Source organism: Vibrio algicola (genome assembly GCF_009601765.2).
Classification (GTDB): domain Bacteria; phylum Pseudomonadota; class Gammaproteobacteria; order Enterobacterales; family Vibrionaceae; genus Vibrio; species Vibrio algicola.
In genome coordinates, this window is sequence record NZ_CP045699.1 from 1,165,883 (window position 1) to 1,189,901 (window position 24,019).

The 24,019-nt window shown below is 42.6% G+C and carries 20 protein-coding genes; 12 read left to right on the forward strand and 8 right to left on the reverse strand.

The annotated features are described in order from the left end of the window. Positions 1-195: 195 nt before the first annotated feature. Both GFB47_RS05385 and GFB47_RS05390 read right to left on the reverse strand, forming a co-directional pair. Positions 196-792, reverse strand: coding sequence for a CoA pyrophosphatase (locus GFB47_RS05385; RefSeq protein WP_153447039.1), 597 nt, complete (start codon positions 790-792; stop codon positions 196-198). Between the two features lie 69 nt (positions 793-861). Beyond that, positions 862-2,331 carry a chorismate-binding protein gene (locus tag GFB47_RS05390; protein ID WP_153447040.1) on the reverse strand — a complete coding sequence of 490 codons (1,470 nt, stop codon included), beginning with the start codon at positions 2,329-2,331 and terminating at the stop codon, positions 862-864. A gap of 255 nt (positions 2,332-2,586) precedes the next feature. Between GFB47_RS05390 and GFB47_RS05395 the strand changes: the two genes are divergently transcribed. The 8 genes from GFB47_RS05395 (at position 2,587) to GFB47_RS05430 (ending at position 11,345) form a co-directional block, all read left to right on the forward strand. Then, the gene (locus GFB47_RS05395) at positions 2,587-4,104 is read left to right on the forward strand and encodes a fumarate hydratase (protein ID WP_153447041.1); all 1,518 of its coding nucleotides are present in this window, start codon (positions 2,587-2,589) and stop codon (positions 4,102-4,104) included. Positions 4,105-4,214: 110 nt separating this feature from the next. Next, positions 4,215-4,409 carry a hypothetical protein gene (locus tag GFB47_RS05400; RefSeq protein WP_153447042.1) on the forward strand — a complete coding sequence of 65 codons (195 nt, stop codon included), beginning with the start codon at positions 4,215-4,217 and terminating at the stop codon, positions 4,407-4,409. A 130-nt stretch (positions 4,410-4,539) separates the two neighbouring features. After that, the gene (locus GFB47_RS05405) at positions 4,540-5,946 is read left to right on the forward strand and encodes a YcjX family GTP-binding protein (protein ID WP_153447043.1); all 1,407 of its coding nucleotides are present in this window, start codon (positions 4,540-4,542) and stop codon (positions 5,944-5,946) included. Then, on the forward strand, positions 5,943-7,109 hold the full coding sequence (locus GFB47_RS05410; protein WP_153447044.1) for a YcjF family protein: 1,167 nt from the start codon (positions 5,943-5,945) through the stop codon (positions 7,107-7,109). Before GFB47_RS05405 ends, GFB47_RS05410 begins: the two co-directional genes overlap by 4 nt. A gap of 68 nt (positions 7,110-7,177) precedes the next feature. Beyond that, entirely contained in the window at positions 7,178-8,779 is a 1,602-nt protein-coding gene (gene tyrR, locus GFB47_RS05415; RefSeq protein WP_153447045.1) for a transcriptional regulator TyrR, read from the forward strand. Positions 8,780-8,903: 124 nt separating this feature from the next. After that, positions 8,904-9,380, forward strand: a complete 477-nt coding sequence (locus tag GFB47_RS05420; protein WP_153447046.1) for a DUF2947 domain-containing protein — start codon at positions 8,904-8,906, stop codon at positions 9,378-9,380. Between the two features lie 145 nt (positions 9,381-9,525). Further along, positions 9,526-9,909, forward strand: coding sequence for a VOC family protein (locus tag GFB47_RS05425; RefSeq protein ID WP_153447047.1), 384 nt, complete (start codon positions 9,526-9,528; stop codon positions 9,907-9,909). A gap of 44 nt (positions 9,910-9,953) precedes the next feature. After that, a complete protein-coding gene (locus GFB47_RS05430) occupies positions 9,954-11,345 on the forward strand; it encodes a mechanosensitive ion channel family protein (protein WP_153447048.1) in 1,392 nt (463 codons plus the stop codon). Positions 11,346-11,347: 2 nt separating this feature from the next. Here GFB47_RS05430 and GFB47_RS05435 read toward each other — a convergent pair whose 3' ends face one another. The 4 genes from GFB47_RS05435 to GFB47_RS05450 form a co-directional block, all read right to left on the reverse strand. Further along, complete coding sequence (locus GFB47_RS05435; RefSeq protein ID WP_153447049.1) at positions 11,348-11,956, reverse strand: HD-GYP domain-containing protein; 609 nt, start codon at positions 11,954-11,956, stop codon at positions 11,348-11,350. Positions 11,957-12,425: 469 nt separating this feature from the next. After that, positions 12,426-15,248, reverse strand: a complete 2,823-nt coding sequence (locus GFB47_RS05440; protein ID WP_153447050.1) for an Hsp70 family protein — start codon at positions 15,246-15,248, stop codon at positions 12,426-12,428. A gap of 81 nt (positions 15,249-15,329) precedes the next feature. Then, positions 15,330-17,213 (reverse strand): Hsp70 family protein, encoded by a 1,884-nt coding sequence (locus tag GFB47_RS05445; protein ID WP_153447051.1) that lies wholly within the window; start codon positions 17,211-17,213, stop codon positions 15,330-15,332. Next, complete coding sequence (locus GFB47_RS05450; protein WP_153447052.1) at positions 17,213-17,839, reverse strand: DUF2760 domain-containing protein; 627 nt, start codon at positions 17,837-17,839, stop codon at positions 17,213-17,215. The genes GFB47_RS05445 and GFB47_RS05450 overlap by 1 nt, the downstream gene beginning before the upstream one ends. 309 nt (positions 17,840-18,148) lie before the next feature. Here GFB47_RS05450 and GFB47_RS05455 point away from each other — a divergent pair, with 309 nt between their 5' ends. Next, on the forward strand, positions 18,149-18,697 hold the full coding sequence (locus tag GFB47_RS05455; protein WP_153447053.1) for a 3'-5' exonuclease: 549 nt from the start codon (positions 18,149-18,151) through the stop codon (positions 18,695-18,697). 140 nt (positions 18,698-18,837) lie between these two features. On the opposite strand, the gene GFB47_RS05460 is transcribed toward GFB47_RS05455, so the two are convergent. Together GFB47_RS05460 and GFB47_RS05465 are read right to left on the reverse strand one after the other, a co-directional pair. Next, complete coding sequence (locus GFB47_RS05460) at positions 18,838-20,226, reverse strand: L-cystine transporter (protein WP_153447054.1); 1,389 nt, start codon at positions 20,224-20,226, stop codon at positions 18,838-18,840. A gap of 190 nt (positions 20,227-20,416) precedes the next feature. Continuing rightward, positions 20,417-21,040, reverse strand: coding sequence for a LysE family translocator (locus tag GFB47_RS05465; protein ID WP_153447055.1), 624 nt, complete (start codon positions 21,038-21,040; stop codon positions 20,417-20,419). A 214-nt stretch (positions 21,041-21,254) separates the two neighbouring features. Here GFB47_RS05465 and GFB47_RS05470 point away from each other — a divergent pair, with 214 nt between their 5' ends. Genes GFB47_RS05470 through queC form a run of 3 tightly spaced genes read left to right on the forward strand, consistent with a single transcriptional unit; the run spans position 21,255 to position 23,946 of the window. After that, positions 21,255-21,731 carry a GNAT family N-acetyltransferase gene (locus GFB47_RS05470; protein WP_153447056.1) on the forward strand — a complete coding sequence of 159 codons (477 nt, stop codon included), beginning with the start codon at positions 21,255-21,257 and terminating at the stop codon, positions 21,729-21,731. 17 nt (positions 21,732-21,748) lie between these two features. Then, positions 21,749-23,233: a bifunctional NUDIX hydrolase/phosphatase PAP2 family protein gene (locus GFB47_RS05475; protein ID WP_178306451.1), complete on the forward strand. Its 1,485-nt coding sequence runs from the start codon at positions 21,749-21,751 to the stop codon at positions 23,231-23,233. 23 nt (positions 23,234-23,256) lie between these two features. After that, positions 23,257-23,946, forward strand: a complete 690-nt coding sequence (gene queC / locus GFB47_RS05480) for a 7-cyano-7-deazaguanine synthase QueC (protein ID WP_153447058.1) — start codon at positions 23,257-23,259, stop codon at positions 23,944-23,946. Positions 23,947-24,019: the final 73 nt, after the last annotated feature.

The window sequence follows — 24,019 nt, forward strand, 5'->3', positions numbered from 1 at the left end:
GAAGAATTGGCGAAGATTATGCGCGTTTGAATGCTAAAAAACACGATCGAAATCAAGTAATTTCAGATAATGAAAGGGAGGGACGCATAACTTGCGCTGTGTCACAAAGTTAGCTTCATTCGCATTAGTTTTACTAATGAAGTGATAATCAGTGGTTATTATGTGCTACAGATTATTTTAAGCTATAAAATTTATTTAGGGTTTAAATTGCAACTGATTTTGAAGTGATTGAATGATTTGTCCTGTAACACCCCAAATAAAGTATTTTTGATAGTGAATAGAAAAAATAGGATGCTGATTTCCGCGTAGGATCATGGTTGAGGTGTGCAAGTTTTGCGGATTAAAAAGGTAGTTGGCAGGGACTTCAAACACGCTATCGACTTCATTAGGATCGATTACACAACGATAATCCTGTTTCACTAACGCGACAAATGGCGTAATTTCAAACTGACTAACGGTAACTAAAGAGGGCAATTGACCAAGCAGTTGAATTTGGTTGGTTAAGACGCCGACCTCTTCGTTGGTTTCTCTTAATGCGGTATCGGCAAGCGAGCGATCAAATAATTCATATTTGCCACCCGGAAAGCTCACTTCGCCCGCATGGTGCTTTAAATGCGAAGCTCGTTTGGTAAATAGAACATAGATGCCATCAGGTCGATCGATACAAGGAATAAGTACGGCCGCTTTTCGCAATGACTGTTTATTAAGATGCGCGATCCTTCGCAAACTGTCAGCATGATATTGACTTGGCGTCGTTAATGAAAATTGTCGCAGCAGTTGATCTCGCGTCATGCTTTATCCTTAAAGCTCAATCCATCCCTTTATTATAGATTTGTTCGCTGGGTCTTGAAGTGAGCTTGATTAGACTTTCGATAATATGGGCAAAATTCGACTCACCTTATCAAGGGTTTCTTGATATTCGGCTTCCATTTCACTGTCTGCCACAATGCCACCGCCTGCCCAAGCGTATAAATGCTGTTGATAGGCAATCAGAGTACGAATGGTAATGTTGCTGTCCATGTTTCCACAACGGCTAATATAACCAATGCTGCCACAGTATATGTTGCGACGATGGGGTTCTAATTCTTCAATGATCTGCATGGCACGAATTTTGGGGGCGCCCGTGATTGAACCACCTGGAAAACAAGCGCGTAATAAAGAAGAAGGGGTTTGATTGTCATCAAGTTGAGCGCGAATGGTGCTAACTAAATGGTGCACTGCTGGAAAACTCTCTACTTCGAATAATGCTGGCACGGTGACGCTACCTGGTTTTGCCACTCTGCCAATATCGTTACGCAGCAAATCGACGATCATTAAGTTTTCAGCCTGATCTTTTTGGGCGCGTTGGAGTTGTTGTGCAAGTTGCGCATCTTCGATTGGATCAAGACTGCGCGGGCGAGTACCTTTGATCGGTTTGGTTTCGATCACCCGTTTTGTTGATGGTTTGCAATCGGTTGTGAGAGGGTCAACTGAGAGTGGTCCAACTGAAGCGACACAAGGCTGATTTTCTAATGACAAAAACCGTTCAGGCGAAATGCTTAGCACTGCGATTTCATCGGTACGAATAAAAGCAGAAAAAGGCGCATGATTACTGGTTTCTAATGCTTGATAGGCTTGCCACTCACTACCTTGATAAGCGGCATTAAAACGCTGCGCTAGGTTGATTTGATAACAATCACCGGCGGCTAAGTATTCTTTGATCAGCGAAAATTTTTGCCCGTATTCAGATTTGGTCATGTTGGATGACCAGTCACTCTTTAATCTAAACGATTCATTGATATCGACTTGCTGTTGATAAAGACATTTTTGATTTTCTAGCCATTGCTGATACTGAGGTAAGTTCTGGCCGACTAGATAGGCACGTTGCAATTGATGATCGACGACCAGAGCCCACTCATATAAACCGACCGCCATATCAGCAGTAGGAATATCGGCGCTAGCAGTGGTTGGCATGGTCTCAACCTGACGACCTAAATCATAACTAAAGTAACCCAGCGCGCCCCCAATAAAAGGAATGTCGTCAATGGGCGCAAGGCTTGGCAATAATAAATCTTGGTAATGGGCTAATAATTCAAATGGATCTTGGCTTGAGTAAATGGGATTACCAGCATCGGAAGATATCGTGATCTGAGTCGTTGCAGCGTGAGTGACTAAAGTTGCGATCGGATTGGCGACTAAAATATCAAAGCGATTATTGGGATGACCTTGCGCCGCTGAGCGTAACAACATTGCCCAGGGTAAATGTTGCAGATGAGAGAAATAGGTCAGACTTAAATCTGCTGAATACTCAAGCGATTGAACGCAAACAGAATGTGGTTGGGCTATCTTCATGCTTTTATTTAATTTTTCATTGGTTAAAGTGTGACAAAGGTTCAATCACTACATGGTATCTGGTGAGCAGCAAGAGTATCATAATTTGGCACAAAGCAATCGAGTTACAAGGCCGTAACCCAATAATCTAATAACAATTCCATCAGCATTGGCATAAAAAATTGGTAATGAATGCAAAGTCTTTATCTTTTCCGATATCTGCACCACTGTAATGCGATATTTTGCTGATGGAACATAATTATAACTGAGGCAACTATGACTGTTATTCGTAAGCAAGATGTGATCAGCAGTGTCGCTGACGCACTTCAATATATCTCTTATTATCATCCTCTCGATTTTATTCAGGCGCTTGAGAAAGCGTATAACAAAGAAGAAAGCCAAGCGGCAAAGGATGCCATCGCGCAAATCTTAATAAACTCGCGTATGGCTGCTGAAGGTCACCGCCCAATTTGTCAAGATACCGGCATTGTGACCTGCTTTGTCAATATTGGTATGGAAGTGTCGTGGGATCAAACCGACATGACGGTACAGCAAATGGTTGATGAAGGTATTCGTCAAGCTTACACCAATCCTGATAACCCATTGCGTGCTTCTGTTTTATCTGACCCTGCGGGTAAGCGAATCAATACTAAAGACAATACTCCGGGTGTGGTTCATATCAATATGGTGCCGGGTAATAAAGTGGATATCCAAATTGCGGCCAAAGGTGGCGGCTCTGAAAACAAAACCAAAATGGTGATGCTGAACCCGTCAGATGATGTAGCTGAATGGGTTGAAAAAACGATGCCACTGCTTGGTGCGGGTTGGTGTCCACCAGGCATGCTGGGTATCGGTATTGGCGGAACGGCCGAAAAGGCTGCGGTGCTAGCCAAAGAATCGCTAATGGAACATATTGATATTGCCGAACTGATTGAACGCGGCCCTGAAACCACAGAAGAAAAACTGCGGGTTGATATTTTTAATCGTGTTAATAAATTAGGCATAGGCGCGCAAGGTTTAGGCGGATTAACAACCGTGGTCGATGTGAAAATTAAAACAGCGCCAACCCATGCGGCCTCTAAACCGGTTTGTTTAATTCCAAATTGTGCTGCGACGCGTCATGTCCATTTCACTCTTGATGGATCAGGTCCGGCGCAACTCGAGCCACCGAAATTAGAAGATTGGCCACAAATCACTTGGGAAGCGGGGGCCAATACTCGCCGGGTTAACCTTGATCAAGTGACTAAAGAAGAGGTGCAAGAGTGGAAAACAGGCGAAACCGTGCTGCTGTCAGGTAAGATATTAACCGGCCGTGATGCGGCGCATAAACGTATTCAAAGCTTATTAGAAAGTGGCGAAGGTCTGCCTGAAGGGGTCGATTTTACCGGTAAATTTATTTACTACGTTGGTCCTGTTGATGCGGTTGGTGATGAAGTGGTCGGCCCAGCAGGACCAACCACCTCGACCCGCATGGATAAATTTACTGACATGATGTTAAGCCAAACGGGATTAACTGGCATGATAGGTAAAGCTGAGCGCGGCCCTGCGGCCATTGAATCAATCAAAAACCATAAAGCGGTGTATTTAATGGCGGTTGGTGGCGCTGCATATTTAGTGGCGAAGGCTATCAAGAAAGCACGCGTAGTGGCATTTGAAGAGTTAGGAATGGAAGCGATTTACGAATTTGAAGTCGAAGACATGCCAGTTACGGTAGCCGTGGACTCCACTGGTGCAAATGCACACCAAATTGGCCCAGATACTTGGAAAGTAAAAATCGCAGAAATGGAAAAATAACCTGACTAATTAACTGAAATTGATTATAGTTTAGTTATTGAACATGGACTTAAGTCACTTAAGTCACTTAAGTCACATAAGTCCATGAGGTTAAATATTTAGGAGATAAAATGCCACGTTTTGTAAGAGTATTACAAATTCTTATCGCAATCATCGTTGGTGGTTACACTGGTTTTGAAATTATACGCTTTGGTGTATCTATTTTTAGCCAACCACTTGGCACCTTTGTCACCATGACCATTGTTTTAGCTTTATTCTTAGAGTTAGCACTGTTTGTGATTTATAAAATGATTGAAGAAGATTAATTTCTTCTTCGATTAGGTTATCAAAACCACGCTTACAAAGGCTCACATAGATTTATGTGGGCCTTTTCGTTTTTAGATTAGACAGTGATAATATAGACTCTCGTCGCACAGGTATGAGTTGAGGTAGTAAATGAAGTTACAACAAGAAGTGAATGATTTAGTCAAACGCAGTCTTGATCGCCATTTACGTTTGGCGGTGACGGGCTTGTCTCGTGCAGGCAAAACGGCCTTTATCACCTCTTTAGTGAATCAATTACTTCATAGTTCGACCCAAGATAATTTACCTCTATTTGAAGCAAGTCGTAATAAGCAATTATTAGGCGCAAAGCGGATCCCGCAAACCAACTTAATGGTGCCACGCTTTGATTATGATTTAGCGATTGAGCAACTTAATGAAACCCCACCGCAGTGGCCAGAACCGACCCGAGATGTTAGTGAAATCCGCTTGGCGATACGTTTTAAGCCGAACAAAGGGGCGCGGCGTCTACTGAAATCAACCTCCACTTTATATTTGGATATTGTTGATTACCCAGGAGAATGGTTGTTGGATCTTCCTTTACTCGATATGAGCTTCGAGCAATGGTCGAAACAACAATTAAAAAATCTGCAAGGTGATAACGCCACCAGCATTCGAGCTCGTTTAGCCAAAGAATGGTTGGTAAAGTTAAACCATTTTGATTTATATCAGCAGGCCAATGAAAATCGGGTGGCTGAGTTATCTCGTGCCTATACCGCTTATTTGCATGAATGTAAAAAAGCAGGCTTACATTGGGTGCAACCGGGTCGCTTTGTGTTGCCCGGTGAGCTTGAAGGCGCGCCGGTGCTGCAGTTTTTCCCTGCCATTCTTGAGTTAGATTCGGATGGTAAACCGGTACAAGGCATCAGCAAAAACTGTGCTTATGCGATGCTGCGTTCTCGCTTTAATGAATACAAAAAGAAAATCGTTAAAGCCTTTTACCAGCAACACTTTGCCAGTTTTGATCGTCAAATCGTGCTGGTGGATTGTCTGCAACCACTCAATGCCGGTCACGACTCATTTAATGATATGAGCAGGGCGATCACGCAATTATTACAAAGCTTTAAATATGGACGTAATTCGATTCTAAAACGCCTGTTTTCAGCCAAAATTGATAAAGTGTTATTCGCTGCAACGAAAGCCGATCATGTCACCCCAGATCAACATGGCAATATGGTGTCGTTACTCCAACAATTGGTTAATGAGGCTTGGCAACATGTGTCTTATGAAGGCATTGATATGGAGTGCATGAGTTTGTCATCGATTCAAGCCACTATGCCAGGTTATGCCAGTCGCGGTGATACCACCTTACAAGCGATAAAAGGCACCACTCTAGAGCAAGAAACCTTAACACTTTATCCCGGAGAAGTGCCCTCAACGCTACCCAACCAAGCGTATTGGCAACAACATGGTTTTGATTTTCATCAGTTTAGACCGCTTAAGATCCCGCAAGGTCAATCATTACCCCACATTCGAATGGACAAAGCGATGCAGTTTTTATTAGGAGATAAACTACGATGAGTGAATATAAATCGAAACAAGTTTTCTCAACTGATAAAGCTGATGTTACCCCCAAGTCGGATAAGCGTGAACAAAATCAAGATCCTAGAGATCGGTTGGCGCAAGCGACACAACAAACCGGTTATGTCGAAGCCGAACCTTTAGATAAGCTAAACGCCTCGCTGCATTTTAATGACCAAGTTCATTTTAACGATCACACGCAATTCACACCGATGACGTTAGAACAACAAGCGGCATCAGATAACGATCTAGCGCTTGAAGAAAAAATAGTGGCAGTCATACGGCCAAAAGGTAAGCGGCGGATATTTTGGAGCCTAGGCGGATTATCCTTTGCGGGGTTATTAGGCTGGCAATGTGTTGATAATGTTTTAACCGCCTATCAAACCCATGATTGGCTATCACTAGGGTGGTCGGCACTGATCGCGAGCGCGGCATCATTTGGTATTGCCGTTACGCTGAAAGAATTATGGAAATTACGTCGTCTGGGTAAACAACTGAGTCATCAAGAAAAAGCGATGGATATGATGTTTGCCTCACCAGACAATAAAGCCTCACACGCTTCAAGTTATGGTAAGGCCGTGCCTTTTTGTGAATCTATTGCTCAAGAAGCGGGTATTACCCTTGAGCATGTCGGCTTTGATCGTTGGAAAACCTCTGTCACTGCCAACCATAATGATGCGGATGTGATTGAATTATATGATGCGATGGTGGTCAGCGTGCAAGATCAGCAAGCTAAAAAACTGGTTGCTAATTATGCCTGTGAAGCAGCCGTTTTAGTGGCGATAAGCCCACTTGCCATTGCCGATATGGCGTTAATTGCTTGGCGTAATTTCAAATTAATTGATGAGCTAGGCAAAATCTATGGCGTTGAGCTTGGCTATTTCTCTCGTTTACGTTTAGTCAAATTAGTGTTTGTAAATATGGCCGCCGCAGGGGCGAGTGAATTAGTGGTGGATGCCAGCATGCATGCATTATCGATGGATATTGCTGGTAAATTATCGGCACGCGCCGCGCAAGGTATTGGCGTCGGATTATTAACCGCGCGCCTTGGTATTAAAGCGATGGCGTTATTACGACCACTGCCCTGGCAAAAAGACAAAGCGGTTCGCCTAGCTGAAATTCGCAAACAGATCGTCTTACGAGTGGTGGGTAAGAACAAGTAAATCTTGACCCTCTGCTTAGCTTGTTTCAAACTAGTGTCAACTTTTCGTGACACTTTAAAGGCAGTACCGTGAGATTAGAAGTCTTATGTGAAGACCACACCAATATTACGCAGCCATTAGTGGCGTTATTAACGTCATATCAGGTCGAATTGCGGGCGATGGAATTTGCAGGTAATGGCGTTATCTACCTCAATTGTCCAGCGCTTAATTTTGAGATTTTTAGTGAGTTGATGGCTAAAATTCGTCAGATCCCGACCGTGACCGATGTCCGGAAAATTCCTTTCATCCCCAGTGAGCGCGAAACACGCGAGCTGAATGCCATTTTAGATACCTTGCCGGATCCCATCATTTCGATTGGTTTGCAAGGCGAGATCGATATGGCCAATGAGTCCGCATTAGCCTTATTTAAAGTGACGGTGGAGCAAATTCAGTCATTCAGCATTTTTCATTACATTCCTAAACTACAATCTGCGCCTTGGTTTCATGCTATTAAAAGCGGCGAACCTAAAATAAAACCTGCTCAGTTAGATCAAAGCTTATTACGCTATCGCGATAACATTACCATTGAAGGCCTCAACTATTTAATGGATGTGATGCCGGTGATTATTACGCAAAGTTCAGGTGAGTCTTTGCTGGCGGGCGCAGTCGTGACATTAAAACCAATTGTCGCATCAGAAGTGAAATTAAAGGCAGTATCACAGTACAATCCATTAGGGTTTGAGCATTTTGTTGGCAGTTCTAATATGCATCAACGTTTGATCAACCAAGCGAAAAAACTGGCGATGTTAGATCAACCGCTTTTAATCGAAGGCGATACCGGCACCGGCAAAGAAATGCTAGCACGAGCTTGTCATAATCGATCATTACGAGCGAATCATGCTTTCTTAGTGCTTAGCTGCGCTTCAATGCCTGATGATGTCGCAGAAACCGAACTGTTTGGTCATGCGCCAGGAACATTTAACAATGAAGCGGGTCATAAAGGCATTTTTGAACAAGCGGACCAAGGCACAGTCTTTCTTGATGAAATTGGCGAAATGAGCCCCCACTTACAGATTAAATTATTGCGTTTCTTGCAAGATGGTTCGTTTCGCCGAGTGGGTGAAGAGCAAGAAATGCATGTTGATGTACGAGTGATTGCCTCAACCAAGCAAACTTTATCGCAGTTAACCCAAGAAGGCAGTTTCAGAGAAGATTTATACTATCGCTTGAACGTGCTTAATTTGTCTATTCCACCATTGCGTGAACGTAGCAGTGATATTTTGCCTTTACTCGATATGTTTGTGGCAAAATACGCTCAACAATTAGGGTTGCTAACCCCTAGTTATGGAGAACACCTTGTCGAACAATTAAGCTTGTACCCTTGGCCGGGCAATATTCGTCAACTGGAAAATTCGGTGCTACGCGCCATGACACAATTGGATAGTGATGTACTGAATTTTGAACACTTTCAGTTACCAAAATTACAACCGAGTGTATCGGCATTTGAAGCACATTTACCCAGCTTTAATCTTGATGGTAATTTAGATGAGATGATGAAAAATTATGAGTCTCAAATTCTACAACGTTTGTACCAGTCGTTTCCCTCAAGCCGGAAATTGGCCAAGCGTTTAGAGGTCTCTCATACTTCAATTGCCAATAAACTGCGTGACTATGGAATAAGGAAAGCTTAATGCTGACACTATTGTCATCGTTAAAGCGAAGAATTTGTTCCGATGAGATCAGGAATGGTCGAAATATTGGGTAACCTGATATACTCGAACAAAGAACAACAATTAATTAAAAAAGTAGGGCTGTATGGCATATTTACCTTTGGATGAATACCAAAGAAAGTGGATTTTTACTCACCAATCGATGCCGGTTTCTGAGCAAGACTTAATCCATATTAAACCGATCACACAACAACGTGCTGCGCATTTATGGATGGAAAACATCAGTAAACAAAGCCCAGATGCCGAACGATTAAGCTCATCTGACTGGCCATCTAAAGCCAGTAATTGGAGTGATGAGGTTGATTGGTCTGCAGCGTGGGAAGCCGACGATCCTGAGTTACCAGCAGAAATTCTCGAGCATATTGATTGGCAAGATGACGTGACAGTGTACTTTTGCTATGAGAAGTACAATATCATCGAAACCAAGTGGTCGATTTTTAAAAAGCATTGGAAGAACTTTCTATTTTTCGATGATGGTCCGATTTTAATTGGTCGCCGTCGTACGGAAGCCTTGTGGTTTAATACCAACGGAACGGTCAAAATAGGTCAACGCATACTATAATTGCACAGACTAAATCAACGGTTTACATATAAAATCAAAGCTGCCAGTGGCGGCTTTTTTTGTCTCTAAAAACTGTTATTTTCCCATCTAAACCAGAAATAGCAGCCTATACTTAAGGTTCTATATATCTGATAGGAATAATAAAATGATGAGTAATCCCGTTGGTTGGTTTGAAATTTATGTGAATGAGTTAGATCGAGCGAAGGCTTTTTATCAATCAGTGCTTGATATCAAGTTAAAACCTATGGGGGATCCAACCGAACATAAAGGCATTGAAATGCTCGCTTTTCCTTCAAATATGGAAACTTATGGCGCGACCGGGGCATTAGTAAAAATGGATGGCTATAACGTGAGTGGTAATGGCACGGTAGTGTATTTTTCGTGTCAAGATTGCGCGCTTGAGTCCTCTCGTGTGGTTGCCGCTGGTGGGAAAATCCAGCAAGCTAAGATGCCAATTGGTGAATACGGTTTTATCAGTTTAGCTATCGACACTGAAGGGAATATGTTTGGTTTGCATTCAATGACTTAATACGATTCGCTATGAAGGTTTGGTAGTGATTTAGGAGCAGGCTAATGGATTTTCAGCATTATCAAAAAATCATATCTGATAATAGTCATCAGATCCTTTTGGTATTAAAGGATAGCGATACTTATACTCAATTAGCATTGGTATTTATTGTGTTCGGTTGTGCTTTTTGGGTGGCAAAGTCACTGCGAAAAGCCTTTCCAACTTTCGCGCCATTACCCAGTTCACTCAGTATTGAACAATTAGAATCCGCACAGCAACAAGCAAGTCAGCTTAATCAAAGTGCGGTAGTCAGCCCGTTGCGCAATATTAGCGCTAAAATAGGCAATTTAATTTTCCCATTGCTCGCTATTTTTATGATGAATTTTGCGGTGGAAATTAGTCATAAACTGCTGGGGCAGTCTTGGCTTGTGAGTACCGCTCTAACCATCGGACTATTACTGGTTTGCCATCGCATTATCCATGATAACGTCAAATACCGCTTTATTGCTTTTGTGTTTCGTTGGATTGGCCTACCGTTGCTGTTTTTACATTCGGTCGATTGGTTGAAACCGATTGTCACCATTTTAGAATCAATTGAAATCAATTTAGGTGAAATTAATATATCCGCTTATGGTGTGGTGCGTGTTTTGTTGTTTGGGTCGTTATTGTTTTGGTTCGGCCGTATTTCTAACTCGACGGGAAAAGAAATCATTCGTCGCCAACATAGTTTGGATTTTCGAACCAAAGAAGTGGCTGCCAAACTGTTTGAAGTGACGATCTTTGTGGTGATTTTCTTATTCTTATTACGCATTCTAGGCATTAATTTAACCGCTCTGGCAGTATTTGGTGGGGCACTCGGTGTCGGATTAGGCTTTGGATTACAAGCCATCGCCTCTAATTTTATTTCCGGTATTATTATCTTGCTCGACCGATCTATTTCAGTCGATGATTATATTGAACTGCAAGATGGCCGAACCGGAGTGGTACGCGAATTAACTTTACGCTCGACTACCTTAGAAACCTTTGATGGTAAAGATATCATGGTGCCGAATGAAAAGTTTGTCACTGAAAGCTTTACCAACTGGACCCATAAAAATAAGAAGCAACGCTATCGTGTCGATTTTTCTGTGGCTTATGATTCAGACATCCGAAAACTGGTTGATATCATTAAACAAACTGTCGCCTCACACGAGCAAGTGATCAGCGGAGAAGGGGTTCCATTTGAAGAGCAACCCGATTGCGAAATCGATGGGTTTGGAGATTCAGGGGTCAACATGTTTGTCGAGTTCTGGATGTTAGGGATTGATGATGGTAAGAATCGAGTGGGTGGTGATTTATTGCTTATGATTTTTGAAGCGATGCGTGCCAACGGCTTCCAGATCCCATTCCCACAACGTGAAATTCGGATGTTGAAAGGCCATCAATCAGATAAAGCAGATCAACACCCGCCGGAATAAATTTATGCGGCGCACTGGCTACAATTAAGGCTTTTCAGATGAGCTTTAAATTGTTCTTGAATGGATAAGAAAGCCTCCACCACCACAGGGTCAAAGTGCGATCCTTTCTCCTCAACGATAATGTGCTTGGCTTTTTCAAAGCTAAAGGCCGGTTTGTAGCTGCGTTTTGAGGTTAGTGATTCAAATACATCGGCTAATGCCACGATTTTAGCACTAAATGGAATCTCATTGGCTGCTATTCCCATAGGGTAGCCGGAGCCATCAAACTTTTCATGATGGTATAAAATCACATCCGACAAAATCTGATAAGTTTGCTCATCAATATCTAAGCTCAAGGTATCAATATATTCTTTACCCAATGTGGTATGGGTTTTGATCAGAGTAAATTCATCCTCGGTGAGTTTATTTGGGCTGCTTAAAATATCTTCGGGTAGAAATTGTTTTCCGATATCGTGCCACAAGGCGGCAATTTCGATCGCCGTTTTAAATAAAGGTGTTATTTGGGCATGTTGCTTGGCTAAGTGCTCGACCAGCAGCATAGTATAAGAGGTTGTGTTAGTGATATGACAAGTGTAGTAAAGGCTGTCGCGAACATAAGGGCTTTGTTTCATCTATGTAGGGACTCACAATTAAGGCATTAGCCATTAAAATTACAACATCCATGTCAATCGAAAGCGGCCAGTATTATCATCAATGATTTGGCTAGGCTCTATTTGCGCAAAGTATAGATTAAAATTGTATGATTATTAAGCTAAACAATGTCAATTTATTATCAACTCGCTTATTTAGAGCATAAGTTATTGTTATATAATATTTAATATTTTTATGTTGTGAGTTGTATCTGAATTCATACATTAGCCTACTACTTTAGTGGTATATCTGGTGGGGGGGTAGGAGTGGTGTCGTCGGTCAACTTATCATCAGCTGGTGATAAAGATCACATCAACTTTGGCCTTTTGCTCGGGAAAGTGGACGATCAGCAAATATCAACTTAATTTTAATCGAACGACCATTACATGTATGGTCGTTGGGTTTAATCAAGTTGCGGTCTTAAATGTTATGCCAATCAAACAGACCTAGTTATAACAATATGATCCCTGCAGGAATGGAATCACCAAAAATTTTCTTCGATTCATCGGAGCTCAATTGTGTGACCTCACTGACCAGATCAACCCAAGATTGGCTAGCGCGGTTGGCTTTGAGTTTTTCAATTAATGCTACGCGAATATCATCGGCAATATCTAAGCTTCGGTCGCCGGTTTTACGCGCCATCATAACGGCCGCAAAAGCAATAGTCGGTTCTTGCTTCCAATCCAGTTCGAGCATTTTTAATAACCATTGGCTCACTTGAGCGGCGGGAATAATATTGTGTTGGCTGCCATAAAGCTGACTGCGAGAAGCCAAGCGCGCGACGGCCCACCAATGAGCTTGGATGAAATCGGTACTTTTTTGCGCGCGATTAAAAAACCAAGTGGCCAGTAATATTTTGTCTTCACTGTCTAAATGCTCTAATGAGGCAGACAAACGCACCATCGCTTCGTAACCATGCTCACTGACTTCCTTACTTGCGCCTTTAGCGCGATGAGCACCGGGATGCAAGTATTTAGCAATATCGGCTAAAATGGTTTCTTGTTGTTCTTGGTGTAAACCGCCCGCAATACGACGCCAGAATATCCACCAGTCGGACCAAGTTTGGCTGGATGGGAATTGAATACCTTGTTGGTACAGCGCCCATGTTTGTTCACAGCGCCATTCATCGGTGGGATCGCCAAAACCTGGGCGTAAGCAAAAACCGGCTAAACGTAACCATTGCTTTTCATGATCGGCTGAGCGGCGACGACGTTTCTTGCCTAAGGCGAAGCTGTCGAACAACTGACGCAAAGTAGGGAAGTCCCAATTTTCGCGTTTGCTTAATTGTTTTTCTAAATCTTTGCTTAATGTTTTTATTAACTTTGGATTATCAACTTTTTTATTGGCAGAGTAAGCGCTGGAAATGAGCACTTGAGCGGCCTCTAACCTTGGATGAGCTTGTGCTTGCTCGAATTCTTCATGCTTGCGAGTATCAAATTCTAACAACCACCGCTGGCTGTCATCTTCTAAACTGACACATTCTAATTTTAAGGTGCCCACTTCGGTTAACTGACAAGCTAACATCACTTCCACTCGATCTTTTTGATTGGCTTGTAGCGTCTCACGCGAGGTTTGGCTATCTAGAGTGGCAATGTAAGGGGGCAGTGGTCGAAAAACGGCTTGATCGATATTACGATCGACACTTAATAATAAGCTGTTTTGTGGGTGGGTAAGTCGATTGGCATCATCAATAAACTGCTCTTGAGTTGAGGTCAGCATATCAATTTGGATCGGCTCGCCCAAGGTCAGTAAAAACTTTCGTCCGGTTAAACGTATCTCTTGACCTGCTTCAGTACCTTTAGCCAACAAACACAGTGCTTGTGAGGATTTTTTCTTATGCTTTAAGTGCAAGAAATAAGAGCGCGCAGAGCCACCACCAATTTTAAGTTGAGCGCCACGGCGAGCTTTGGCATAAGCGACTGCGCCAAAAGCCACCGACAAATCTGGACTTGGATTATCTAAGAGTGTGATGGGGGAACCTTGCCATTGGCTGAGTAAATCCACCATGCGGTTTTCAACTAACTCACTATTAAATACGCCGCCGTTTAACAATAATCCGCTTGGAATTTGTTTATCAGGAGAATGGTTTTGAATGAATTCAGCAATATGACGACTCACCGCAGCATCAGCGGCATAAGGCAGGCCAAATTCAACCATAGCGGTGCGGCGTTTTTGCGAAATTTCTTCCTTTTCGGTTAAAGGAAAAAATCCGTCTAACACAATTTGATGGATCTCTTGTTTGGAGATTGGCGCGCTTTTAGTGCCACCAATTAAACGCGATCCCGAACCTAATACGGATATTTTGGCTTGCTCGGGTGCATCAGGGCGCAATAAATCTTCTTTGACTTTACGGGTTTGTTGGATCAGCTTCATCAGCGAAGCGGCATTGAGTTTTTTGCTTGAATTTGACCCCATATCGGCCAGACGTTGCTCGGCAAGATGAGCCAAAGCAAGGTCAATATTATCGCCACCTAACATTAAGTGATCGCCGACCCCGATTCGATTCAAGTTTAAATTGCCATCGGTGTAAGTAGCTGAAATCAAACTAAGATCGGTCGTACCACCACCCACATCACAGACTAAAATAGAAGGTATATTGGCTAATTGATCGGACGCGCTATCAAGATGGCGACTGTACCAGTCATAACATACCGCTTGTGGCTCTTCGAGCAAATGTACATGAGGTAAACCTGCAAGTTTGGCCGCTTGTAAGGTCAAATTTCGCGCCGATTCATCAAAGGAAGCCGGAATGGTGATGACCACTTCTTGCTGTTCTAATCTATGGATTGGATGATGATGGTTCCAACTTTGACGGATATGATTTAAGTAACTGGCACTGGCCACTACTGGTGAGACTTTTTCGACATCATCGCCGCTAGACCACGGCAGAATATCCGAACCTCGATCCACTGCATCGTGCGATAACCAACTTTTGGCACTGGAAACTTGACGACCTTCCACTTTTTCGCCAAGTTCACGCGCCCATTCACCAATAATAGCCTGAGGTAAATCACCACTGACACTTTGGTTTTCCCAAGGGAGGGTGAGATCGTGCGCTTGAAATTGATTATTGGCCGGATGAAACCGAAAGGAAGGCAATAGTGGCTTACGAGTGACTTCACCTGGGCCCACCAATTGGTCGATATCAAAAATAGCAACGGGGCTATGGGTAAGATCATCTTGGATTTCGCAATACGCCAGCACACTGTTGGTGGTTCCTAAATCGATACCAATTAAGTAATGGGCTTTGGTTGTGCGAGAAGATGATGACATAGTCGGACCTATTTTAATCAATCAATGAGGCGATAAAAAAGGCACTTTACGCAGAGTTAAAGTGCCATTGTTGGATTTTATTTACTGACGTACGCTAAATTCAACATGCCATTTCTGACCGTTATCTTTGGCGATCGCTTCAAGTTCTAATGTACCTATTTCGGTGACTGTTGCGGCAAGTTTTACCACTACCACATCCCCAATATTTCGATCTTGTTGAGCGTCTAGCGTTACCTGAATTTCAGGCAGCTCTTCTAGCTCTTCCGGCATCCAAAAATCAAGATGGGTACCGACACTATCATCGCGTCGCGTGGTAGAACCATAAAATTGGAATTGCACTGGCTGACCTATGATCAAGCCGAACTCTTGGTTTTCAACTTGAACGTGACTGCCTTCTTCTAAACCAAATGGGGCAACACAAATCGCTTCCATTGGTGGTGCCATACCTGGAATGGCTGGCATCGCACTTTCAATCCCAACATAATAACTGTTGGCGATACCGCCTCGGATACGCACACCGGCATTGTTATTGGTCATGTTGTGACGCACAAAACCATAATAGGCAGCGCCGCGAGAGACCGCTAAATCAAGGTCAACTCCAGTTAAGGCCGAAATACCATCGCTATTATCTGACGTTAACCAGCCATTGATGGTACTTAATAAGCGCTTGGATAATAAATCTGATTTTAAAACCCCACCGTTAAATAGTACTTTGGTTGGTTTGATAAAACTTGCAGCTTGATCTTGATGATTGTGATCTTGCTGCGCTTGATGCTGACGGGTCAAGAAGGCGGCAATATGACGCGTGATGGCCGCATCTTGCGCGTAAGGCAAACCTAATTGACTTAATGCTGCGCGAGTCGATTGTACTGGATGTTCCGTGACCGCAACTTGAGGGAAGAAACCGTCAACCAAGGTTTGTTGTACATCTTGTTGGGTTAATTCGGTTTTTAATGTGCTGCCTAGTAATTTCGAACCACGACTTGGCACCACAATAGGTACAGAAGTTAAGGTGTTATCTGATAATAGCGCTTCTTTGGCATCACGGCATAAATGCGCCATCGCTTGTACTTGCCAAGGTTGCAGTTGCTTACCTTGTTGGGCTAAATTCATTTTTAGGCGATAAGCGAGCGCCAGATCCATATTATCGCCACCAAGCAAAATATGTTCACCGACCGCAATCCGCTCTAAAGCTAAATTGCCGTTTTGTTCTGTTACGGACACCAAAGATAAATCGGTAGTACCTCCGCCCACATCGACCACCAATACTAAGTCGCCCAGTTCAACTTGCTCACGCCATTGGGCACTATTGCTATCAATCCAGCTATAAAGCGCCGCTTGAGGCTCTTCCAATAGTGTCACATGTTGCAAACCAGCATTACGAGCCGCTTCAGCAGTAAGCTCTTTTGCCGCGGGGTCAAAAGAGGCAGGAATGGTGATGGTGACATGCTGATCACGCAAAGGCGCAGTGGCATGTTGATGATCCCAAGCCGAAATTAAATGCGACAAATACAATTCGGTCGCTTTTAAAGGCGAGACTTTAGCAATGTCGTCCGCATCGGTTTGACCTGATTGCGGTAAGAATGCTTCACGGCGATCAACACCACCGTGGCATAACCAACTCTTGGCACTGGCAACCAATCGCATTGGCGTTTTATTGCCCATTTGGCGAGCAATCGCACCGACTAACGCACTCGGCTGCTCAGTCCAAGGTAGCGTAGTGCTGCCAGCAGACAATTCCGTTTCATGCGCTTGATATAAAAATGATGGTAATTGATTTAAGTCTTGTACTTGCCCTTGCGCGATTAATTGCGCGATAGGGAAGACATTCACTTGCGCCGCATCATCATTCATTGGGCTATAAGATAAAACACAATTGGTGGTGCCTAAATCGATCCCAACAAAAAATTGAGCCACGTTATTTTGGTCCGATGACGATAAATGAGAGTGGGTATTGATATCCATTAAAGCTCAACCTCTGCTGGCGCTAATACCGAAGCGTCGTAGTTTTCAGATAATTTAGGCAGGGTAATCGAATCGGCTTTCCAACCACGATGAATAAGCGTGCCGCTAAAAGGTGCTTGGCCCGATACATTGCCGATCAAACGAATCTGTTGGGCGTTAAAGCCTTCGGCCACGGTAATACGCGTTTCTTCATCTTCGCTGCGAATTTGAGAAAGAGAGAAATGATCAGCCAGCACTTTTTGACCGCCAATATGAATAACGCGAGCCGCCGCGCCCACTTCTTCATCACTAAAGCCCGTTAAGTCTTCCGATAAGAAATCGATCAAACGGGCTTCTTGTTGGAAAAGTGACATCAATTGCAATGCAGAATCGGTTGGCGAAGTTTTGAGTTTAGATTCAACCTCGACAATTTTCTCAACGATTTTTTCCACTTCGACGACTTTTTCGACTTCAACGATTTTCTCGACTGGCTTTTCAACCTCAACAATCTTTTCGACGGGTTTCTCAACGATTTTTTCAACCGTTTTACTGCGCAAAGACAGCAATAAAAATAGCACGGTGGTGGCGGCTAAAATAACATGGAGAAGATCAAAGGTGGTTGGCATTGCGGATAAATCAAAAGTCATGATGATGTCTCTATAAGAAAGTATTCAATTGCTTATCTTTGGGCTTAACGGTAAAAATCAAGGCCGATTAAAAGATAAGAGTCAGTCATAAAGTTGGCATTATTTTATCATAAGTGGGTTTGTCGCGTTATACATTGCGATGTTATTGCTTATTTAATCGACTAAAACAATGCATTTTTATAAGCTTAGGCGAAAGCTGAACAAAGTAACGGTGAAAATGTCGCCGAAGTAGCGATGTGAAGAAAACTTTTTACTAATAATAAGCAGAATTTTGTTAGAATCCTTTTTTTTGAAATTGAGTCCAATGCAATGAATTATAACCGAGTCGTATGCTTTGATTTAGAAATGTGCTGCTGGAGTAAAGATGATATCGCCAATCAACGTAGCACAAAAAGTACCGGTGAGATTATAGAAATTGGCTTAGCGGAGATCGATCTTAGCCAAGGTGTTATTGTGAAACGGGCACAGTTTTTTGTAAAACCAGAGCATGATGAAATTTCAGGTTTTTGCTATGAGCTTACTGGCATCACACCAAGAAAAGTTCAAAAACAAGGCCGTCCATTAGAAGATGTTTTACATTCGCTAGTGAAAAACTTTGGCGGACCACGAAAAATCTATGCTTCATGGGGTCGTGATGACGAGATTTTACGCGCAGAATGTGAGCAAAAAGGCTTAGATTTTCCGTTTAAAGAATTTGTTAATTTAGCCACCATCTATCGCTTGAAATCGCGCTTAAAAGACAAACGAATTGGTCATCGCGCTGCACAAGAAAGTTTGAATATTGAGTGGGAAGGGCGTCAACATTCTGGTTATGTGGATGCCTATAACCTTGCCAAAGTGGCGTTAGCGATCTTATAACGATTGTAGCTAAATCATAGATATAAAAAACCCGTAATGAATTCTGTTTTTCAGAATATGCATTACGGGTTTTTGTGTTTTATGTGGTTAAGCGTATATCGCTCGACGCCTTCGCTTAAGCCCTTTTCGCTTGCTAAATCTTACTCAGCCGCTTGGGTTGAGATCGCTTTAAACTCTTTATTGATGGCCTTTTTATCACCTAATAAGCGCGAGGTGATGGTACCGGCGGTCATTGCGCCACTCACATTAAGAGCAGTACGCGCCATATCAATTAAAGGTTCAATTGAAATTAACAGTGCCACGATAGCGACAGGTAGACCCATTGCAGGTAATACAATAAGCGCGGCAAACGTTGCGCCGCCACCAACACCGGCAATACCAAATGAACTGATGGCAATGATAGCCACTAGCGAAAGAATGAAGTTGATGTCCATTGGGTTAATACCAACACTTGGCGCCACCATAACAGCAAGCATTGCAGGGTAGATACCCGCACAACCATTTTGACCAATAGTGGCACCGAAGGTTGCGGATAAATTGGCAATCGCAGGCGGAACATTAAGCTTCGCGATTTGCGCTTCAACATTCAGCGGGATCGTTGCCGCAGAACTGCGTGAAGTAAAGGCAAAGGTCAGTACTGGCCAAATACGTTTAAAGTATTCTTTTGGGCTAACCCCGACCAGCGAGACAAGCAAGCCATGCACGATAAACATTAAGAAAATAGCCACATAAGACGCCACGATAAACCCAAGCAGACTTAAAATATCCCCTAGGCTTGAGGTTGCCACCACTTTGGTCATTAATGCGGCAATACCGTAAGGCGTTAAAGCAATAATCATTTTCACTAGACGCATAACAATAGATTGCGCCGCTTCAATGAAAGTGCGAATTGGCGATTCGAGTTCTTTTTTCTCAATCATCACACGACGAGCAGCGACACCCACTAAAATACCAAATATGACTACCGCAATAATGGAGGTTGAACGTGCACCGGTTAAATCAGCAAATGGATTAGTTGGAATAAAGCTGACCAGCATTTGTGGAATCGTGAGATCGGCCACACTGCCCATGCGGGATTCAAGCACACTCATGCGCGCCGTTTCACGTACACCTTCAGAAAGTCCAGCGACAGAAAGGCCAAATATTTGAGTAACCGCAATACCAATTAATGCCGCGATCATAGTGGTGAAAAGAAGAATACCAATAGTTAAACCACTAATTTTTCCTAGCGAACCTGAACTTTCAAGTTTTACCACTGCAGCAATCATAGACACTAATACTAATGGCATGATCACCATTTTTAATAGGCCAACATAACCACTACCTACCACGTTCACCCATTCAAGCGTGTCTTTGATGATAGGGTTGCCTTCACCATAAAAGAGGTGAATAAGAAGACCAAAGGCGCTACCAAAGACTAAACCGAATAAAACTTGACGAGATAAGGTGCTGGCTTTTCTTTGTTGTTGGAACAAGAAAAAGAGAATGCACACAAATACCGCGAGATTGGCGATAACAGCAAGCGACATAATATATTATCCTTTATTGATAACCTGCACGCAGGTCAGATTGTTATTGTTAAACAAGTTAATAACAAAGTACCAATCTTTGAACTGGTGCACAAAGCAGAATAAGGCATTAAATATCATATTTGGTTATAAGCTCTCAAAGTGAGCAATAAATGAGCGATAATGTATTGTTATTTAGTCAAATGGCAGGTTAATCAATCATCGCCAGCCATATCCCCACCCCAATCATTAAAGAACCCGCGATACGATTAAGAAAACGGACATTGTTTCCTTTACTCAAAAATAGTCGCAAACTTTTGCCACCGGTGGCATACGCCAGCATAGACACAAACTCAGTGCATAAAATGATGCTTATCAACACCATCATTTGATGAGGGACCGATTTATCGACATTGATAAAAGGTGGCAATAGCGAGATCATAAATGCCCATCCTTTTGGGTTTGCTATGGCGGTAATAAAACCTTGGCTCATCAATTGTAAGCGTTGGGTTGGTTGGTCGATATTCTCTAAATTGAGCGACATTTTCCCTTTATTTCGCCACATGTTAATGCCTATCCACATCAGATAAGCACCACCAATCCATTTCAAAACCAGAAATAAACCTGGATAATTGAGCATAATGGCAGACACCCCGATCACCGCTGAAGTCGCCACTAGAGCCACACCGACTAATTCACCCGCCATCATCCATAAAGTACGTTTAACCCCTATACTCATTCCAAGGGTCAGGGCTAAAGTCATACACATCCCTGGTGTGATTGAGACAAAAAAGAAGGTCGGAATAAAGGCAGAAAGCAGGGCATAATCGAGCATGAGTGACTCTTATTGATGAGTTTGAAATTTAGTGTAAATGAATAGATCGAATTTGAACAAGTATTAATAATGATTAACTAAAATTTGATAACATCTAGGGATAAATTTGAAATTATTTTGACAAATCATGGAATTGTTAAATACAAGCAAGGCAGTTTACAGTAAAATAAGTCACTGTTTTTTGTGTTAAAAATAATAATAGGTTATCAACAAGATGCCAGTGACAATCCGATCTGCAACCAATCAAGATCTTGAGTGTTTAAATGAGTTAATGTACCAATTGCATGACCATCATCATCAGGCTCAACCTGAATTGTTTAAAACCGCGCAAGACGTCGAACAAGAAAAAAGCATCGCGCGTTATATCGAGCACCCAGAATGTTTGGTCTTCGTGGCAGAAAAGGATCAAAAAATCCTTGGTTTTATTACTGGCCACTTTTGCGAGCTAATCTCTTCAATCTGTAAGCCATTACCAATGGGGAGTATAGATGAATTTTTTATACTGCCAGAGCATAGAAATACAGGGGTCTCGGTTGCGCTATTTGAACGTATAGAATCGACGTTATTTGCTTATGGCGTGGTGCAATTGTTTGTCGAAGTTTGGGATTTTAACCAAGCGGGTAAAGCCTTTTATAACAAAATGGAATTTGAGTCTCACATCCATTATCTCCGAAAATCATTGATTAAATAAGCATGGTACCCAATCTGATGTCATTCACATGGAAACGTAAATTGAATCAAGCCATCATTGCGATGCTCGCTATGTTCACCTTAATTTTCTCAATTCAGAGCAGTGCACAAACAGTAAATCCAAACACGCCTCAATTAAAAGGGGCGTTGTGCTTTATTAAAGCCGACGAGCAAGTGGTGTTTGTACAAGAAATGCTCACCAATCGCTACTCTCTGCCAGGGGGAACGATTGAAGCAGGAGAAACACCCGCGGCGGCAGCTGAGCGAGAAACTTGGGAAGAAAGTGGTTTGGTGGTGCATGTGAAGAAACTGCTGACCCAAACCGATACCGCCTATATTTTTGAGTGTAGCGCCGATTCCGCGATTGTCGCTTTTCGTTTTCAAAATAAAGAAGGATTCCATAGTTTACCGGCTTGGTTTGCGCCGAGCTTTGGCTCTGAATCTCGCCGTGTTTATTTAGCCTCACCGAATTATATGTCGGCCAATCAATATCGTTTTCCTGCCCAATGGAAACAGCAGGTTTCTGGCCATGATGTTGATAATCAACCGGTCCAATATATCAATGACGCAATTACGGCCGCGCCCGCATTGCATCAAATAGAATTACCTTTTATCCAAATGGTGCAAAGCAGTGTTCGAGATTTAGATAACCCATTCAGTCAGGCATTTTCATGGGTAATGACGATGCTTGATACCATGTCAGGTTTCTTCTTTATTCTCTTTATGCTGCCGTTATTTAACTATTTGTTTGGCTCAAAGTTTACTACTCATTTGTGTTTAATTGTTGTGATTGCCGCTGTCTTGGTATTTTTTACTCAAATCGGATTGAAGTTGCCTCGACCAGATGCTTATTTACCTGATCTGCAAATGTCGGAAAAAGCCGGCTTTGGCACACCAAGTTTAAGCGCCACTTTGAGTGTGGTTTGGCTTAGCTATATATTTAATGGCTTGGTCGAGCAATATGAAGAGTTTGAATACCATAAAAACTTACCTTTATTGGTACTGCTGATATTGGCTCAAGGTTTTGCTAGTGTTTGGCTAGGGACGCATTTTTGGTCGGATGTGTTTTTTGGTTATGCCCTAGGTTTGCTTATTGCTTGGCATTATCTTCGCATCGAGCAGCAAAAAAACTTACACGCGCTAAATACTATGGCGAGCCCTGCTTTGTGGTGGATATTAACGATACTGCTAAACGGATTTGCTTTTTATAGCCATTCATTATTAATTGGCGAATTAGCGGCAATGACATTGGCCTTTGCTGTAATTTTAACGATTAAACCACGACGATGGCATTTAGGAAAAGTGGGTACCATTAAGCGACAACTGCTACTGACTTGGATTGTGGCTATATTAGTAATGTTTGGATACCATAAACTGGCGGATATCTTCTCATACAGTGGGGTGCTCACTTACCTTATTCATTACTTAATGGTATTGATCTTAACCCTTAATGCGATGACTCTTGGGCGAGTTCAAGCCCATCAAAACGCTTATCGCTATTAAATAATTCTAATGGGATGTAAATTATGAATAAAGCAGTTGTGGTTTTTAGTGGTGGTCAAGACTCGACTACTTGTCTGATCCAAGCATTGAAACAGTACGATGAAGTTCATGCCATCACCTTTGATTATGGCCAACGCCATAAGTTAGAAATAGAAGTGGCGCAGCAACTGGCGATAAAATTAGGCGTTGATGCGCACAAAGTGATGGATGTGGGTTTACTCAATGAACTGGCGATCAGCTCGTTAACTCGTGATGATATTGAAGTATCACATGAACTACAAGATAACGGTTTACCCAATTCTTTTGTACCTGGTCGAAATATTCTATTTTTAACCCTGGCAGGCATCTATGCTTACCAAGTTGGGGCCAAGGCGGTGATCACTGGGGTGTGCGAAACCGATTTTTCAGGATACCCTGATTGTCGTGATGAGTTTGTTAAATCGATTAATCAATCTTTGGTTCTCGGTATGGACCGACAATTTGAGATAAAAACCCCATTAATGTGGTTAAATAAGGCGCAAACATGGGCTTTAGCCGATCAAAACGATGCGCTCGATTTGGTGAGAACACAAACGCTAACCTGTTATAACGGTATTATTGGTGATGGTTGTGGCGACTGCCCAGCGTGCGATTTACGCAAATTAGGGCTAGATGAATATTTAGCTAATAAAAACACTGTCATGGCGCAATTGGCCGCAATGCAAAATAGGTAATCTCCAAGCAGAAATTTGCAGGCTATTGCCTCGATCTCCAAAAAAATGATGAACTATTAACTTAAGGATAGAG